The sequence below is a fragment of the Phycicoccus sp. Soil803 genome, from assembly GCF_001429685.1.
Taxonomy (GTDB): Bacteria; Actinomycetota; Actinomycetes; order Actinomycetales; family Dermatophilaceae; genus Pedococcus.
On sequence record NZ_LMST01000001.1, the window covers coordinates 2,585,163 to 2,600,437 of the forward strand.

Below are 15,275 nucleotides of genomic sequence, written 5' to 3' on the forward strand. Positions count from 1 at the left end.
GACGTATGCCGCGCCCGCCCCTCTCCGGGGCGGACGCGGCATACGTGGCTGGCTTGGTCAGCCGGGCTGGGTCAGGCGGCGACGACGCCGAAGCCACCCGTCCAGGCGACCTTCTCGCCGGCGGCGAGGGTGATCTGCAGGAAGCCGATCGCCTCGAGCTCGCGAGCGCGCGAGAGGGAGCCCGCGTCGATGGCCTCCAGACCACCGGAGGTGATCACCCCGGCCAGGTCGCTCTTGGCGTCGGCGTCGTCGCCGGCGATGAGGACCGTGGTACCGAGCGGGCCGACGGTGCCCGCGGCGAGGGTGCCCGCGAAGTTGGTGTTGAACGCCTTCAGGACGCGGGACTGCGGGAGTGCCTCGGCGATCTCGGCCGTGGCGGAGCCGTCGGAGGCGACGGTGAGGGAGTCGAAGGTCTCGAAGTTCAGCGGGTTGGTGATGTCGACGACGACCTTGCCGGCCAGGCTCTCGCCACGCTCGGCGAGGACGGTGCTGACGGCCGGGTACGGGACGGCGAGGACCACGATCTCGCCGGTCACCTGCGTCGCGGTGTCGCCCTGGCCGAGCAGCTGGACGGTGTGTCCGCCGCGGCCCGCAACGGCCGCGATGGCCTGGCCCATGTTGCCGGTGCCGATGATGGAGAGGTGTGCCATGAGGTGCTCCTGGGTCTGGGCGACGGGTGTCGCCTTCGGTTTGGTTGTTGCTTCAAGTAACACCATACACGATTTAGTTGTTCCTTCAAGTATTCGCTAGACTCGTCCCATGGAACCGAGATGGCTGGACGCGGACGAGCGCGCGGCATGGCTGCGCCTGATCGCCGTGGTGGAGCTGCTGCCCAGCGCGCTCGACGCGCAGCTGCGCCGTGACTCCCAGCTCACGCACTTCGACTACTACGTGCTCGCGATGCTCTCCGAGTCGCCCGAGCGCACGCTGCGGATGACGGCCCTCGCGGCGCGCACCAACGCCACCCTCCCCCGGCTCTCCCACGTCGTGCGCCGGCTCGAGGACCGGGGGCTGGTCGAGCGGTTCCCGTGTCCCCAGGACGGACGGGCCACCAACGCCCGCCTCACGACCGCCGGCTGGGAGGCCGTCGTCGCGGCGGCGCCCGGTCACGTCGAGGCCGTGCGGCGGCACGTGTTGGACCCGCTGACCCCGGCCCAGGTGAGGCAGCTCCGCGAGATCTGCGACGCCCTCCTGCCGACCCTCGACACCGACCGCGCCCTGGCTCCGCTGTACGAAGCGACCAGCTGAGCCGGCACTGACGGCTCAGCCCGCGACGTCGAGCCGCATCACCCAGCGCCACTTGGCGATCTGGCGGTCGCGCTCGAAGCCGAACTCCTCGAACAAGGTCTCGGGGCCGGTGTGCAAGTAGGCGCCGCGCTGTGGCGGCCGCGCCTCGACCTGCTCCGGGTAGGCCTCGACGACTCCCCCGCCGGCTGCCCGGATCGCCTCGATGACCCCCGCGACCGCGGCCCGGGCGACACCCTGCCCGCGGTGCCGGCTGCCGGTGAAGATGCAGCCGATCCGCCAGTCCGGCTCGCGGGTGAGCTCCTTCGCGTAGGCCTTGGTGTTCTTGATGTTGGGGAGCTCGACGGGCGGCCCGAACTGGCACCAGCCCACGCAGTCGTCACCCTCGTAGACCAGCACCTGGTGGACCGTGCCCGCACGGACGTGGGCCTGTTTGGCGGCCTTGTTGCCCGCGACCGTCTTGCCTGCACCGACACCCTCGGGGTGGAAGCCCATGCACCAGCACCCGCCCCAGACGCCGTTGTTCGCCTCGACGAGCGCCGCGAAGTCCGGCCAGGTCTCCTCGGTGAGCAGTCGCGTCGTGAACGAGCGGGTGGTGGTCGTGCTGGTGTCCTGTCCTCCCATGGCCGCAGCATCCCACCAGCCGCCGACAGCCACGGCCGTCGACAGCGCCACGGGCGACGGCTCGGCCTGACGCCGCCGACGACGCGACTAGTCTCGGGAGGTGAGGATCGAGGAGCTTGACTGGGCCGACACCCCTTGGGGCGTCATCAGCCTCCGCCGGCGTTGGGACCGCGTGACCGAGCGGGACGTGCACGAGGTGAAGCTGGACGACGACTTCCTGATGTCCAGCCAGTTCACCACCGGGGAGGAGGAGCTGTCGCGCATCGGCCTCGCAGCGGTGGCCGGCGAGTCGCTCACCGTGCTGGTCGGTGGGCTCGGCCTGGGCTACACCACGCTGGCCGCCCTCGAGGACGACCGGGTGGCCGAGCTGACCGTCGTCGAGGCGCTCGAGCAGGTCATCTCGTGGCACCAGCGCAACCTCTTGCCCGACACCGAGGGCATGGCCGCGGACCCGCGCGTGCGCCTGGTGCTCGACGACTTCTTCGACCTGGTGCGCACGGGCCGCGCCGACCGCACCTACGACGCGGTCCTGCTGGACATCGACCATGCACCCGACTGGCTGCTGCGCGACGACCACGGCGACCTCTACACGGTCGAGGGCTTCGCCCGGCTGGCCGGCATGGTCACCGACGACGGCGCGTTCGCGTTGTGGTCGGACGAGCCACCCGAGCCCGAGGTGGTGCGGCGGATGGGCGAGGTCTTCGACCACGCCTCCGCCCACGTCGTCCGGTTCCCCAACCCGCTGACCGGTGGTGAGTCCACCAACACGGTCTACCTGGCGGTCCGACCGCGTCGTTGAGCCCTAGGCCGGCTGCCAGACGACATCGAGCTCGTCGCGCTGACCGAACCGCTCGAGGTGGGCCCGGCGAGCTGCTTGGCGTAGCGCTCCGGGCGGGCGGTGTTCATCGTGCCGTGACGGACGGGCATCGCGGTCCTCTCTGTCTGGTCACCCAGCCTGGGCCGGGTGATCGCGGCAGGCCGCCGCCCCCTGCTAGCGCCTCACCAGCGAGCCCAGGCGGTCTCGGGCGATGTGCTCGACGAGCACCGGCACGAAGTCCCGGATCGGGCCGGTGAGCTGGGAGTGCGCCACGCGGACGGCCGCCTCGACCACGTCGGGCCCCAGGTCCGGGAACCGCTGGGACAGCCGCTCCTGGACTTCGTCGAGTGCGGCTACCTCGTCGTGCGCGTTCATCCGGTCAGTGTGATCCCGGCCCGGGGCCGGGGCAAGAGGAGTCTCGCGGCAGCCCGCGCCGAACGGAACCGTCCGCGACAATACGAGGGTCCCGACCCGCGCGGGGACGCCCGAAACGCATCGAGTGCAGGTGGCCCTGCGAAGGGAGGATGTCTGTCGATGAGTGGCTCCACGACGACCCCGGGCAGTGCCGCGTCACTCGTCGGGCCGTACCTGGGAGCGCAGTTCACGGCCCTGCTGACCGCCGACGACAGGCTCCGGGAGGGCGATGAGTCGGTCGTCCACGCCGGGAGGGTCGCGGCCCGCCGAGCCCGGAGCGTCCTGCGCGTCTACGGGCCCCTCTTTGACACGCCGGCCGCCACGCACTTGGATCGCGAGCTGCGCTGGTGGGCCGGCACCTTGAGCCCGGTGCGCGACCTGCAGGTCCTGCAGGACCGACTCGATGCGCTGGTCGCCGGCCTCGACGAGGAGCTGGTCGTCGGCCCGGTACGCACTCGGATCGACGTCGAGCTCGGCCACGACCGACTCCAGCACTGGGCGGCCGTGGTCGCGGCGCTGACCAGCGAACGGCATCGCGCACTGGTCGACCATCTCGAGCGATGGAGCACCGAACCGCCCTGGACCGCCAAGGCCAGCCGGGCCGAGTCCACCCTCACCCCCATGGTGCGGCGTGCGGACCGCACTGTCGCCGAGCGACTCAGGCACGCGCACCGCTCCGACGACGTCGAGGACATGCACCGGGCCCGGAAGGCGGCCAAGCGGGCGCGCTACGCGGCGGAGGTGGTGTCCAGCGTCGAGTCGACAGGAGCCACCAAGGCCGCACGCCGCTACCGACGGCTGCAGGCGCTGCTCGGTGAGCACCAGGACAGCGTGGTCAGCGCCCAGCTGCTTCGCCGCCTTGCCGACGTGGCCGACCAGGCCCCCGGCGAGAGCAGCTTCACCTTCGGTCTGCTCCATGAAGCCGAGCAGCGACGCGCCCGCGAGACCGAGGTCAAGGCCCAGCGCCTCGCCCGACGGCTGTTCACCTGAGTGCGCGCCCGACGCCGCGCCAAAGCCCCTCGGCCTCTGCTCCTGCCGTTCGCCCTCGGTGAACCCCGGAATCCCGCCTCAGGGGCGCTCGTTGTCACAGGCGTGAGCACTGACCCGGCGGCAGAGTCGGCCGCCCTGGACGCCTACTCGGCGATCGTCACCTCCGTCGCGGCGGAGCTGACGCCCAAGGTTGCCGCCCTGCGGATCCGGTCGCGCCGCGGGGAGTCCACGGGATCGGCCGTGGTCCTGACCAGGGAAGCGCACTTGGTCACCAATGCCCACGTGGTCGGCGATGCCAGAGGGGGAAGTGCCGAGTTCGCCGATGGCACGGAGGCTCGCTTCGAGGTCGTGGGCCGCGACCCGTTGTCAGACCTTGCCGTCATCCGAGCTGATCGCGACGTGCCAGCACCCCCCGAGTTCGGCGACGCGAGCTCACTACTCGTGGGCTCACTCGTGGTGGCCGTCGGCAACCCGCTGGGCCTTTCCGGGACGGTCACCGCAGGTGTCGTGAGTGCCCTCGGGCGCAGCATGCCGGTGCGCACCCGCACGACGGCGCGCCTGATCGAGGACGTCATCCAGACCGATGCCGCCCTCAACCCGGGCAACTCCGGCGGAGCCCTGGCCGACAGCCGAGGCCGGGTCGTGGGGATCAACACCGCTGTCGCAGGGATCGGCCTCGGGATGGCGGTGCCCATCAACGCCACGACGCACCAGATCATCCACGCCCTGATGCACGACGGGCGCGTGCGGCGTGCGTACCTCGGCATGGTGAGCACCCCCGCCCGACTCACGCCCGCCCAGTCCGAGCGCTACGGACAGCGCGGCGCACTGCGCCTGGTCGAGGTGGTCGAGAGCAGCCCCGCCGCCAAGAGTGGCTTGCTCGCCGGCGACCTGGTGCTCGCGATCGACGGCGCCCCCCTGGGCGACGCCCAGTCGCTGCAGAAGCGCCTGTTCGCCGATGCGATCGGTCGGCGCATGGAGGTCACCGTCATCCGCAACGGCGCCCTCGTCGATGCAGTGGTGCTGCCGAGCGAGCTACCGGACTGAAGACGCGCCCGCGGGCAGCCGGGCAGCCGGGCAGCCGGGCAGCCTCTCGAGGACACGCGTTCCGTCCGAGTCCATTCACCTCGCGCGTGGCGCGAGGGTGGCTCACAAGAGCTCAGGGTCCTGCTCCACACACAACAGGACCGGACCCTCGGTGGCGAACAGCTCGACCATCGCCGCATCGAGCTCCCCGCGCTGGGTGACGCGGATTCCGCGGGCGCCGCACAGCGCGGCATACGCGGCCCAGTCCGGATTGGTCAGCGAGGTGTGCCACACCGGGTAGTCGGCCGCCAGCTGCTCCTTGCTGATCTTGCCGAGCGAGTTGTTGTTGAGCAGCACGTGCTTGACGGGTATGCCGTGGTGCACCGCCGTCGTCAGCTCCATGGCGTACTGGCCGAAGCCTCCGTCGCCGGTGACCGCGACGACCGGCCGCGTGGGGTCGGCGGCCCAGGCACCCATCGCCGCCGGGTAGCCGAAGCCGATCGAGCCGAGGTAGCCCGACATCAGCACCGGTTGGCCCTTGGACTCGAGGTAGCGGCCGAGCGAGTAGGCGTGGTTGCCGACGTCGACGGCCACCACGGCATCGACCGGGAGGTGTTCGGAGAGCGCGGCGAAGACCGCGGCCGCCGACACACCGCGACCGCGGTCGTCGGCCACCCGGCGGGCCTTCTCGGCCCGCCAGATCGCCCACCGCGCAGCCACGTCGTCGCGCTGGTCCTGGGCCCGCGCCCCGGCCACCCGCACCGCCTCAGCAAGGGCTGGGACCGCGACGGCCGCATCGCCGAGCAGGTCGGCGGTGACCGCGTCGAAGCGTCCGATCGCGGTGGGAGTGTCGTCGATCTGCACGATCCGCTGCCACGGCGCGATGCCCGTGTGGTTGGAGAAGGAGGCTCCGACCACGACGAGCAGGTCGGCCTCGTTCATCAGCCAGCTCGCGACTGGCGTGCCGCTGCGTCCGAGGACGCCCGCGCCCAGCGGGTGGGTGTCCGGGACCAGGCCCTTGGCCTTGAAGGTGGTGAGCACCGGCGCGCCGAGCTGCTCGCCCAGCGCGATCACCTCGCGCCCGGCGCCGCGAGCGCCGTGCCCTACAACGAGGACCGGGCGCACCGCCGACGCGACGAGCTCGGCGGCCCTCGCGAGTGCGTCCGGCTCCGGGCCAACGGGGCTGTGGGAGTAGCGACCGTCCGGGGACCCCGCTGGTGCTGACGAGGGCTGCGCCTGCACCTCATCGGGCAGCACGAGGTGCGCGACGCCGCGGCCGTCGCGGGCGTGCTTGACCGCTAGCGCGGCCAGCTCGGCGTGGTCGCTGCCCGCCTGCACGGTGGTCGTCGAGATCGCCACGTCACGGAACACCGCGCTCAGGTCGAGGTCCTGGAAGGCCCCGCGGCCCAGCACCCTGGACGGGACCTGTCCCGAGATGGCCACGACGGGTGCGCCGTCGAGCTTGGCGTCGTACAGACCGGTCAGCAGGTTCGTGGACCCCGGCCCGGCGATGGCGAAGCACGCCGCGGGCCGTCCGGTGAGCTTGCCGTACGCGCTTGCCGCGAACGCCGCCGCGCCCTCGTGCCGGATGCCGACGAATCTCAGCTCACCACGCTCCTCGGCATGCCGGAGGGCATCGGCAAACCCCAGGTTCGAGTGGCCGACCATCCCGAAGACGGTGTCGATGCCATGGGCGACAAGGGTTTCGACGAGCACGTCGGCGACCGTGCGGCCAGGCGCCAACCGGTCGGGCAGCCGCACCTGGACGCCGCCGGGGCCTTCTTCGACCTCATAGGCGGCGACCCGGTCGTCCAGGTGGTCGGCCAGCTCCCCCGGAGGTGCGCCGGTGATCGGGTCGTAGTCGTAGCCGTGCCAGGGGCAGCGGAGCAGCCCGCCCTCGATCGACCCCTCGCCGAGTGGGCCGCCCTGGTGGGGGCAGTGGTTCTCCAGCGCCCCGAGATGTCCCCCACATCGGGTGAGTGCGATCGAGCGCCCGTCGACGGTGACACTTCGCACCCTGCCCTCGTCGGGCACGTCCTGCGGTGGCACCTCGTGCCATGACGTCGTGGTGCTGTCCATGGACGCTCCTCGGGCCCGCGCGAACCGATACCGGCTCAGTACACACCTTGGAGCCAGCCACGAAAACGGCCGCCGAGCCGCTTCTCGCAACGATGAAGCCGCAGGCGGCGATCCGTGACGCCCTGTCCGCGCGGGGGACCCGCCGCGCACCGTCTCCGTGGGCGCAGTTCCTCGGCACCCGAGGTCCGGCACCCTGAGACGGCATCAGGGTCGGCTCAGGGGGAGCATCCGGCCTCTCCCCGATGTGGCCGTGCCGCCGCCCGGGCCACGATGCTCGACATGATCACCGTAGAATCACTCACCAAGAAGTATGGCCGCGGGATGACCGCCGTCGACGACGTCTCGTTCACCGCGGCCACCGGTCGGGTGACCGGCTTCCTCGGCCCCAACGGCGCAGGCAAGTCGACGACGATGCGCATCATCGTCGGGCTCACGCCCGCCACCTCTGGCACCGTCATGGTCGACGGACGCCGGTTCACCGACCTCCCCAACCCCGGCACGGAGGTGGGCGTCCTCCTGGATGCCTCCGCCCAGCACGCCGGCCGGACCGGTCGCGAGATCCTCACCCTGGCCCAGCGGACGATGGGCCTTCCCAGGAACCGGGTCCAGGAGATGCTCGACCTGGTGAGCCTCACCTCCCACGAGGCCGACCGGCGCGTCCGGGACTACTCCCTGGGGATGCGGCAGCGCCTCGGTATCGGGACCGCCCTTCTCGGCGATCCCGGCGTGCTCATCCTCGACGAGCCGGCCAACGGCCTCGACCCCGCCGGCATCCGGTGGATGCGCGACCTCCTGCGTGGGTTCGCCGACCAGGGCGGCACCGTCCTCCTGTCCTCCCACCTCCTGCACGAGATCGAGGTGGTCGCCGACGACCTCGTGGTGATCGGCAACGGACGACTCGTGGCGCAGGGCACCAAGTCCGACCTGTTGGCAGCCGCCGGCACCATCGTCCGCGCCCGCGATGCGGCGGCACTCGCACGGGCGATGGAGTCCGCCGGGCTGAGCATTACCGCACACCCTGACGGCAGCGTGCGCACCGAGGCCTCCCCAGACCAGGTCGGCCAGATCGCACTGGACGCGCATGTGGTGCTCACCGAGCTCCGCGCCGCCGAAGGGGCCGGGCTCGAGGAGATGTTCCTTGAGCTCACCGCAGACACTCAGCGCGAAGGAGCAGCAGCATGACCACCACCGTCCTCACGCCCTCGGCCCCGGCGACCTCGCAGCCGGACGCGGTCGTCGGTCGCACCCGCAGGCCGCAGCCGCGGATCCCCCTCACCCGCATCATCGGGGTCGAGCTGCGCAAGATGTTCAATACGCGTTCCGGCTTCTGGCTGATGGCCAGCCTGGTCATCACCAACGTCCTCGCCACCGCAGCCATCATCGTGTTCGCCCCGGACGACCAGCTGACCTTCGACAACTTCGCCGCAGCCATCGGGGCGCCGATGACGGTGATCCTGCCCATGATCGGGATCCTGGCGGTGACGAGCGAGTGGAGCCAGCGCAGCGGCCTGACGACCTTCACCCTCGTGCCGCATCGCGGTCGGGTGCTCCACGCCAAGTTCCTCGCAGCCACGACCGTGGGAGTCGTGTCGATGTTCGTCGCCCTCGTCGTCGGTGTCCTCGGCACCCTCCTCGGGAGTGCCGTCGCGGGCGTGGATCCGGTCTGGAACGTCTCCGCCGCCCACTTCGCGCTGATCGTCCTCGGCAGCGTCCTCGGCATGCTGTTCGGGTTCATGCTGGGCTTGGTGATCCGGAACTCGGCGGGGGCGATCGTGACGTACTTCGTCTACACCCTCGTCCTGCCACCGCTGCTGGGCCTGATGGCCGCAAACCAGAGGTGGTTCGCCGACGTACAGCCCTGGGTCGACTACAGCTACGCCCAGCGACCCCTGTTCGAAGGCACCCTCACCAGCCAACAGTGGCAGCACCTCGCCGCCTCCGGTGTGGTGTGGTTTCTGTTGCCGATGGCGGTCGGTTTGTTCGTCGTCCGACGCGCCGAGGTGAAGTGACCTTGGGCGATCCTCCCCACGCGAACGGCCCCTACCCGCGCTTTCGCAGGTCAGGGGCCGTTCTTCTACGACTTTCGCACCGTCCGCTGACGACCATGGGCATCCCCTCTGAGCACGAACCACTCCCCCAACGTCCGTCCGCAACCGCTCGAGTCACCCCGCTCGATGCCAGACGATTCCAAAGGAGTCCGTGAGGGTGTCGGTGCCGGCGTCGTAGCTGAAGCCGATCGCCAGCCGCGACCGGAACGGGTTCCCGCCAGGCAGGCAGACAAGCGTGCCTTCCATGACGACGTCGTTGCCGTCCACGAAGCCCGGGCCGACGATCCGGGCAGGGGCGCCGCTGCAGGCGCCTGTGGCTGACTCGTCGTCGTAGACGATCGCATAGGCCTGGCCGCCGGATCCGGTAATGCTCAGTGTCTGGGTGCTTCCGTCCGCGTCCACAGAGGTCCACGTATCGGCCAGTCCTCCGCTGGCCGCCCACGCCGGCGGTGCGAGCATCGCGCTGACGCACGCGAAGATCCCGCCTGCCGCTATTGAGAGAATTGTCTTCTTCATGATGTCTCCGCCCTTCTCCGGTTGACACACCGATAAGCAAGTCTCTTGCCGCACCAACGGAGCCGACAATGGCTCACGCGGGCTATGCACGAGGGAGCCGCAGATACGGGTGTCCGGGTTCGAGCGCGACGACCTCGGCGCGCACCTCGGGCGCGAGCCCTGCCTCGCGTGTCAGGGTCCTCGAGCACGAGTATGCCGCCGGGCGCGAGGAGCCGGCGGTGGGCCGCAACCTGCTCGGCCATCCTGCCCAGCGGCGCGAGCTGGAACCGCGCGTGCACCAGGTCGAACCCCGCCTCGGGCAAGGCGCTGGCGAACAGGTCGTCGGCGACCAGCTCGACGTTCGACGAGCCAGCCGTGCGCACCATCGCCTGCGCCTCGTCCAGCATCTGCTGCGCATTGTCGGTCCCACGTCGACAGGCCCGGAGGTACTAAGCCAATCAACCGATGCGACCGCCGGAAGCCACGAGGAGTCTGGAAGAACCTCGAAAGGCAGCTGCTGTGAAGAAGCCGATCACCGCTCGCACCAACACTGCCGGATGCCACGGGCTCGCACTCTGGCTGCCAACCCAGTTCTCGGCTCGACCTCTGGGCGGAACGCAGGCAGGGCGCCTCCGGCCAGTCAGGTGAGTCCGCCGCCATGGGCCACCAGTCGAGCGAGTCTCGACCTCCGTGCGCTGATGCATGTACATCCCTTGAAAGGAGAGTTCGATGTCCCCCACCCGATCCGCCGTGACCCTGGCGCTCCTCCCACTCGCCCTGGCGGTGGCCGCCCCAGCCTCTGCCAGCGGCCCAGAGCACTTCGAGACGTCCTTCAGCTACACCCTCGCCGACGCTGTCGCCGACTACCAGGCCTTCGGTGACAATGCCGGGAGCTGCGGCGACTTCGTCCTCCTCGTCGACTTCGACGTCCAGCGAAGCGTCGCCCGGTGGCCAGACCGCGAGGTCCGCCACGTCCACTACATCGGCCACTTCTACTCCTCTGCCGACACCTCGCGCTCGATCGTGCGCGGCGGAGACTTCAACCTGACCCTGTCGCTCGACTCGAGTGGGGCGCCCTATGCCGTCACGCGCTCCGGGCTGTTCGAGTACGTCGAGATCGACAATCGGCGCCTCGTGACGCACGTCGGACACGACGAGCTCGACTTCGCGACCGGCCCGATCAGCGCCACCCCCAAGGCCGGTGACGCGGTGAGGCAAGCCGTCTGCGAGGCACTCGACTGAGTTGTGACCTCCCTTCCCCGCGACTGTCCAGTTGATTCACCACGACGAGATCCAGAAGGTGATCCGGAAGTTTCAATCGGGCCCCACGTGCCCTCGTCCCGATGTTCCACGGAACCGCGGCGCCCCTGCTCTCGCTTCTTGAGGTCAGTGGTTCACCCGACGATGGGGGCACAAGCATGAATGAGTGGGCCGAGGTCTCGACCGGGTTCGGGGGTGAACGGGACGATAGCCCTGGGTTGCCCGCCCGGGGTCCTGCTTACACTGGGGAGCAATGAGCACTCTGGGTCGGTCTGGGACTGCGGCGCGGCGCGCGCTGTGGTTCGTTGGCCTGCTCGTCCTCCTGGTGGGGATTGTCGCGATGCATGGCATGAACAGCCACGGCGGGGGGATGGACCCGTCCGTGCACGCGGTCGCGACGCATGCTCCGGCCTCTGCGCCGCTGGCCGCCGGCCAGGACCTGATGGCGGCTGCCGCGCATGGGATCGCGGCTCCCTTAGAAGCGATGGGTGCCGTGGTCTCCGCTGGGGCGTCGAGCATGGACTCGGGTATGGCGGAGATGTGCATGGCCGTTCTGGCTCTGGCGCTGACCGTTCTCCTGCGGATGCTGGGGAACGCGCCTGCCCTTCCGCTCTACCGGCTGGTGAGTGCCCCAGCTCGCGCGCCTGGGCCCCATGGTCGGGACCCCGATCCGCCGTCTTTGATCAATCTGTCGATTCGGCGCTGCTGATCCCCAGCGGACCCGCCCAGGAGGCGGTGGTCCGCGGTTTCTGCATGCCCACATTCGTATAGACCTGATTGGACGACCCGTGATGAAGCGATTTATTGGTGTGCTCGCGCTGGCCCTGGTGGCAGCGCTGGCTTTGACCGCGTGCGGAAATGACGCAGGCAACGGCAGCAGTAGTTCGAGTAGTGAGTTCAACGACGCGGACGTGACGTTCGCGCAGTCGATGATTCCTCATCACGAGCAGGCAGTGGAGATGGCAAAGATGGCCGCCTCGCACGCCTCGACTGCTGAGGTGAAGGACCTGGCCGCCAAGATCGAGGCGGCTCAGGGACCGGAGATCAAGACGATGTCGGTTTGGCTCAAAGCCTGGGGCAAGGACGTGCCCTCCGGCGGCAGCATGGGCGGGATGAACCACGGCTCTGACGGGATGCCCGGCATGATGACCAACGCCGACATGATGTCGCTCGACTCCTCTGACGGAGCTGCGTTCGACCGGATGTTCCTGACCATGATGATCGAGCACCACGAGGGTGCGGTCGAGATGGCGAAGACGGAACAGGCCGACGGCAAGAATCCCGACGCGATCGCCCTCGCTAAGAAGATCGAGGCGGATCAGACGGCCGAGATCGCCGTGATGAAAGACCTTCTGAAGTCCTGACCTGCCAGCTCGGTCGGCTGCTGCCTATGGACGCGGCCGACCGGGCCTTCGGCCCGTCGCGCGCCAGTGCGGCGACAACTCCCACCCGTTGAGTACATACCCCTGGGGGGTATTATGAACGATATGAACGCGCACGCTGACCTCGCGCCCGTAGCGCACACCGTGGTGAAGGACCCTGTCTGCGGGATGGACGTCGACCCGGCAACGAGCGAGTACCGCTCCGACCACGACGGGCAGAACTACTACTTCTGCTCAGGGCACTGCCAGGCGAAGTTCGACGCCGCCCCGCAGAACTACGTGTCCCTCGACGCCGGTCACGACCATGCCCGGCACGACCACGGCGGGCACGACCAGGCCGGGCACGACCCTGCCGGGCACGGGGAATCCCCTGCTGGCGCGGCTGCCGTTCGCGCCGGTGAGGTCGCGGAGTGGACCTGCCCGATGCATCCGGAGATCCGGCGCCCCGGTCCGGGGTCGTGCCCGATCTGTGGGATGGCTCTCGAACCCGTGATGGTGACCGCGGACAGCGGTCCCAGCCCGGAACTGGCGCAAATGAGGCGCCGGTTCTGGGTCGGGGTCGCCCTCTCGTTCCCTGTGGTCATCCTCGGGATGGGTGGGGACCTGATCCCGGCGATCCACGACGTCATCTCCCCAAGGGCCTCGGCGTGGGTTCAATTGGCTCTGGCGACACCGGTGGTGCTGTGGGGCGGGTGGCCGTTCTTCCAGCGCGGCTGGACCTCAGTCCGCACCATGAAGCTGAACATGTTCACGCTCATCGCGATGGGCACCGGTGTCGCGTGGCTGTTCAGCGTGGTCGCCACCGTCGCACCGGGGATCTTCCCAGACGCGTTCCGGATGGATGGTGCGGTCGATGTGTACTTCGAGGCCGCGTCGGTCATCACCACTCTCGTGCTGCTCGGGCAGGTGCTGGAGCTGCAGGCCAGGGAGCAGACCTCTGGGGCGATCCGGGCCCTGCTCGACCTGACCCCGGATACCGCGTGGCGGATCGACGTGGACGGGAACGAGGAGGAGGTCACCTTGGACAGGGTCGGTGTTGGTGACCGGTTCCGGGTCCGGCCGGGTGAGAAGGTTCCGGTGGACGGGGCCGTCGAGGAGGGCCGGTCCACCTTGGATGAGTCGCTGGTGACGGGTGAGTCGATGCCGGTGACCAAGACCGTGGGCGACACGGTGATCGGGGGGACGATCAACCGGTCCGGGTCGCTGGTGGTGCGGGCCGAGAAGGTCGGCCGGGACACCATGCTGGCCCGGATCGTGCAGATGGTCGCCGACGCGCAACGCTCTCGCGCACCGATCCAGCGGGTCGCGGACCGGGTGGCCGCCTGGTTCGTGCCCACAGTCATCGTCATCGCGATCATCGCGTTCACCGTGTGGGCCACGGTCGGACCGGACCCGCGACTGGCCCACGCCCTCGTGGTGGCCGTGGCCGTCCTGATCATCGCCTGCCCGTGTGCACTCGGGCTCGCGACCCCCATGTCGATCATGGTCGGCGTCGGCCGCGGCGCGGGGCTCGGGGTCCTGGTCAAGAACGCCGAGGCGCTTGAACGGATGGAGAAGGTCGACACGCTCGTCGTGGACAAGACCGGCACCCTCACCGAGGGCAAACCCTCCGTCACGCAGGTCGTCACCGCGTCCGGTTTCGACCGCGACGAGCTGCTCCGGCTCGTCGCCGGGGTCGAACGCGCCTCCGAACACTCGCTCGCCGCGGCGATCGTCAACGCCACCACCGATGCCGGGTTGACCGTGCCGGATGTGACCGACTTCGACGCGCCGGTCGGCAGGGGCGTCGTCGGGACCGTGAACCAGCGCCGGGTGCGGGTCGGCAGCGCCAGGTTCCTGTCCGGTGAAGGTCTCGACCCGAGCGGCCTGATGAGGCAGGCTGACCGGTTGCGCGAGGATGGTGCCACGGTGATCTTCGCGAGCGTCGACGACCAGGTTGCCGGGATCGTCGCGATCGCCGACCCAGTCAAGGAGACCACGCCGTCCGCGGTGAAGGCGCTGCGCGAGGAAGGAATCGACGTGGTCATGCTCACCGGGGACAATCGCGTCACCGCGGAAGCGGTCGCCCGCAGGCTTGGCATCGACCGGGTCGAGGCGGAGGTGATGCCGGACCACAAGGCGGACGTCGTCAAGCGGCTCCGCGGCGAAGGACGCGTGGTCGCGATGGCGGGCGACGGCGTGAACGACGCCCCAGCTCTGGCTGCGGCGGACGTGGGCATCGCCATGGGTTCCGGCACCGACGTGGCCATCGAGAGCGCGGGCATCACGCTGCTCAAGGGCGACCTGACCGGCATCGTCCGCGCCAGGAAGCTGTCCCAAGCCACGATGGGCAACATCCGCCAGAACCTCGTGTTCGCATTCATGTACAACGTCGCAGGAATCCCGATCGCCGCCGGGGTCCTCTACCCCACCTTCGGGCTACTTCTGTCGCCGATGATCGCTGCCGCCGCGATGGCCCTGTCCTCCGTCAGCGTCATCGACAATGCCCTGCGACTGCGTGCCCAACACCTGTGACCCGCACGAACCACCGCGCTGTCCTCAGCCTCACCCATGGGAGTCTCCTCCGGCCGACCCGGCCGTCCTGTTCGCGACCGGCACCCCGGAGCAGCGGCACACGCGATTCATTCTCGCACTGGCCAGGGAGGGGGTACATGCCTAGTACTGACCATTGCAGCGGGTCCGGCTCAGGCGCACACTCACCTCGGGAAGAGGAGCCCCGCGCCGGAGGGATTCAGGGGAAGAGGCGCGGGGAGCCTCGCGTTCCCCGTCACCCGGACTAGGACCTCTGCGTGGCGTCAACTCGCGCATCACCTGCAACCTTCACAGCGCCGCGAGGTGACCAGCGCCAGCACGTCCGGCTCAGAAGCGCGTTGCAGCGGCGGCACGTCGGTGGGG

Annotated in this window: 15 protein-coding genes and 1 pseudogene; 10 read left to right on the forward strand and 6 right to left on the reverse strand. The window is 69.7% G+C overall.

What is annotated here, in order from left to right; all coding sequences use genetic code 11:
• Positions 1-71 precede the first annotated feature (71 nt).
• The gene (locus ASG95_RS11865) at positions 72-650 is read right to left on the reverse strand and encodes an NADPH-dependent F420 reductase (RefSeq protein ID WP_057377596.1); all 579 of its coding nucleotides are present in this window, start codon (positions 648-650) and stop codon (positions 72-74) included.
• A 109-nt stretch (positions 651-759) separates the two neighbouring features.
• Between ASG95_RS11865 and ASG95_RS11870 the strand changes: the two genes are divergently transcribed.
• A complete protein-coding gene (locus ASG95_RS11870; protein ID WP_056920862.1) occupies positions 760-1,248 on the forward strand; it encodes a MarR family winged helix-turn-helix transcriptional regulator in 489 nt (162 codons plus the stop codon).
• Between the two features lie 15 nt (positions 1,249-1,263).
• Here the strand turns inward: ASG95_RS11870 and ASG95_RS11875 are convergent, their stop codons facing one another.
• A complete protein-coding gene (locus ASG95_RS11875) occupies positions 1,264-1,869 on the reverse strand; it encodes a GNAT family N-acetyltransferase (RefSeq protein WP_057378881.1) in 606 nt (201 codons plus the stop codon).
• A 100-nt stretch (positions 1,870-1,969) separates the two neighbouring features.
• Here ASG95_RS11875 and ASG95_RS11880 point away from each other — a divergent pair, with 100 nt between their 5' ends.
• Positions 1,970-2,668, forward strand: coding sequence for a spermidine synthase (locus ASG95_RS11880; RefSeq protein ID WP_057377597.1), 699 nt, complete (start codon positions 1,970-1,972; stop codon positions 2,666-2,668).
• A 192-nt stretch (positions 2,669-2,860) separates the two neighbouring features.
• Here ASG95_RS11880 and ASG95_RS11885 read toward each other — a convergent pair whose 3' ends face one another.
• On the reverse strand, positions 2,861-3,061 hold the full coding sequence (locus ASG95_RS11885) for a three-helix bundle dimerization domain-containing protein (protein WP_056920860.1): 201 nt from the start codon (positions 3,059-3,061) through the stop codon (positions 2,861-2,863).
• A 159-nt stretch (positions 3,062-3,220) separates the two neighbouring features.
• Here ASG95_RS11885 and ASG95_RS11890 point away from each other — a divergent pair, with 159 nt between their 5' ends.
• Together ASG95_RS11890 and ASG95_RS11895 are read left to right on the forward strand one after the other, a co-directional pair.
• Complete coding sequence (locus ASG95_RS11890; RefSeq protein ID WP_057377598.1) at positions 3,221-4,090, forward strand: CHAD domain-containing protein; 870 nt, start codon at positions 3,221-3,223, stop codon at positions 4,088-4,090.
• Between the two features lie 102 nt (positions 4,091-4,192).
• On the forward strand, positions 4,193-5,137 hold the full coding sequence (locus ASG95_RS11895) for a S1C family serine protease (RefSeq protein ID WP_057377599.1): 945 nt from the start codon (positions 4,193-4,195) through the stop codon (positions 5,135-5,137).
• A gap of 102 nt (positions 5,138-5,239) precedes the next feature.
• Here ASG95_RS11895 and ASG95_RS11900 read toward each other — a convergent pair whose 3' ends face one another.
• The gene (locus tag ASG95_RS11900) at positions 5,240-7,195 is read right to left on the reverse strand and encodes a thiamine pyrophosphate-binding protein (protein ID WP_057377600.1); all 1,956 of its coding nucleotides are present in this window, start codon (positions 7,193-7,195) and stop codon (positions 5,240-5,242) included.
• A gap of 279 nt (positions 7,196-7,474) precedes the next feature.
• Here ASG95_RS11900 and ASG95_RS11905 point away from each other — a divergent pair, with 279 nt between their 5' ends.
• Positions 7,475-8,377, forward strand: coding sequence for an ATP-binding cassette domain-containing protein (locus ASG95_RS11905; RefSeq protein ID WP_200961910.1), 903 nt, complete (start codon positions 7,475-7,477; stop codon positions 8,375-8,377).
• A complete protein-coding gene (locus ASG95_RS11910) occupies positions 8,374-9,204 on the forward strand; it encodes an ABC transporter permease (protein WP_057377602.1) in 831 nt (276 codons plus the stop codon). The genes ASG95_RS11905 and ASG95_RS11910 overlap by 4 nt, the downstream gene beginning before the upstream one ends.
• Before the next feature lie 153 nt (positions 9,205-9,357).
• Here the strand turns inward: ASG95_RS11910 and ASG95_RS11915 are convergent, their stop codons facing one another.
• Positions 9,358-9,759, reverse strand: coding sequence for a hypothetical protein (locus ASG95_RS11915; RefSeq protein WP_157581995.1), 402 nt, complete (start codon positions 9,757-9,759; stop codon positions 9,358-9,360).
• A pseudogene (locus ASG95_RS22425) lies at positions 9,756-10,154 on the reverse strand (hypothetical protein); the annotation flags it as partial. The pseudogene ASG95_RS22425 and the gene ASG95_RS11915, both read right to left, overlap by 4 nt.
• A gap of 313 nt (positions 10,155-10,467) precedes the next feature.
• Between ASG95_RS22425 and ASG95_RS11920 the strand changes: the two are divergent.
• The 4 genes from ASG95_RS11920 (at position 10,468) to ASG95_RS11935 (ending at position 14,894) form a co-directional block, all read left to right on the forward strand.
• A complete protein-coding gene (locus ASG95_RS11920) occupies positions 10,468-10,980 on the forward strand; it encodes a hypothetical protein (RefSeq protein ID WP_057377604.1) in 513 nt (170 codons plus the stop codon).
• A gap of 271 nt (positions 10,981-11,251) precedes the next feature.
• Positions 11,252-11,707, forward strand: coding sequence for a hypothetical protein (locus ASG95_RS11925; protein ID WP_057377605.1), 456 nt, complete (start codon positions 11,252-11,254; stop codon positions 11,705-11,707).
• A gap of 82 nt (positions 11,708-11,789) precedes the next feature.
• Positions 11,790-12,362: a DUF305 domain-containing protein gene (locus ASG95_RS11930; RefSeq protein WP_057377606.1), complete on the forward strand. Its 573-nt coding sequence runs from the start codon at positions 11,790-11,792 to the stop codon at positions 12,360-12,362.
• 123 nt (positions 12,363-12,485) lie between these two features.
• Positions 12,486-14,894 (forward strand): heavy metal translocating P-type ATPase, encoded by a 2,409-nt coding sequence (locus tag ASG95_RS11935; RefSeq protein ID WP_255358328.1) that lies wholly within the window; start codon positions 12,486-12,488, stop codon positions 14,892-14,894.
• Positions 14,895-15,275: the final 381 nt, after the last annotated feature.

Bases quoted from the DNA above. Each gene is read 5' to 3' on its own strand.
- ASG95_RS11865 (WP_057377596.1), bottom strand. From the start codon at position 650: ATGGCACACCTCTCCATCATCGGCACCGGCAACATGGGCCAGGCCATC.
- ASG95_RS11870 (WP_056920862.1), top strand. From the start codon at position 760: ATGGAACCGAGATGGCTGGACGCGGACGAGCGCGCGGCATGGCTGCGC.
- ASG95_RS11875 (WP_057378881.1), bottom strand. From the start codon at position 1,869: ATGGGAGGACAGGACACCAGCACGACCACCACCCGCTCGTTCACGACG.
- ASG95_RS11885 (WP_056920860.1), bottom strand. From the start codon at position 3,061: ATGAACGCGCACGACGAGGTAGCCGCACTCGACGAAGTCCAGGAGCGG.
- ASG95_RS11890 (WP_057377598.1), top strand. From the start codon at position 3,221: ATGAGTGGCTCCACGACGACCCCGGGCAGTGCCGCGTCACTCGTCGGG.
- ASG95_RS11900 (WP_057377600.1), bottom strand. From the start codon at position 7,195: ATGGACAGCACCACGACGTCATGGCACGAGGTGCCACCGCAGGACGTG.
- ASG95_RS11905 (WP_200961910.1), top strand. From the start codon at position 7,475: ATGATCACCGTAGAATCACTCACCAAGAAGTATGGCCGCGGGATGACC.
- ASG95_RS11910 (WP_057377602.1), top strand. From the start codon at position 8,374: ATGACCACCACCGTCCTCACGCCCTCGGCCCCGGCGACCTCGCAGCCG.
- ASG95_RS11915 (WP_157581995.1), bottom strand. From the start codon at position 9,759: ATGAAGAAGACAATTCTCTCAATAGCGGCAGGCGGGATCTTCGCGTGC.
- ASG95_RS11920 (WP_057377604.1), top strand. From the start codon at position 10,468: ATGTCCCCCACCCGATCCGCCGTGACCCTGGCGCTCCTCCCACTCGCC.
- ASG95_RS11925 (WP_057377605.1), top strand. From the start codon at position 11,252: ATGAGCACTCTGGGTCGGTCTGGGACTGCGGCGCGGCGCGCGCTGTGG.
- ASG95_RS11930 (WP_057377606.1), top strand. From the start codon at position 11,790: ATGAAGCGATTTATTGGTGTGCTCGCGCTGGCCCTGGTGGCAGCGCTG.
- ASG95_RS11935 (WP_255358328.1), top strand. From the start codon at position 12,486: ATGAACGCGCACGCTGACCTCGCGCCCGTAGCGCACACCGTGGTGAAG.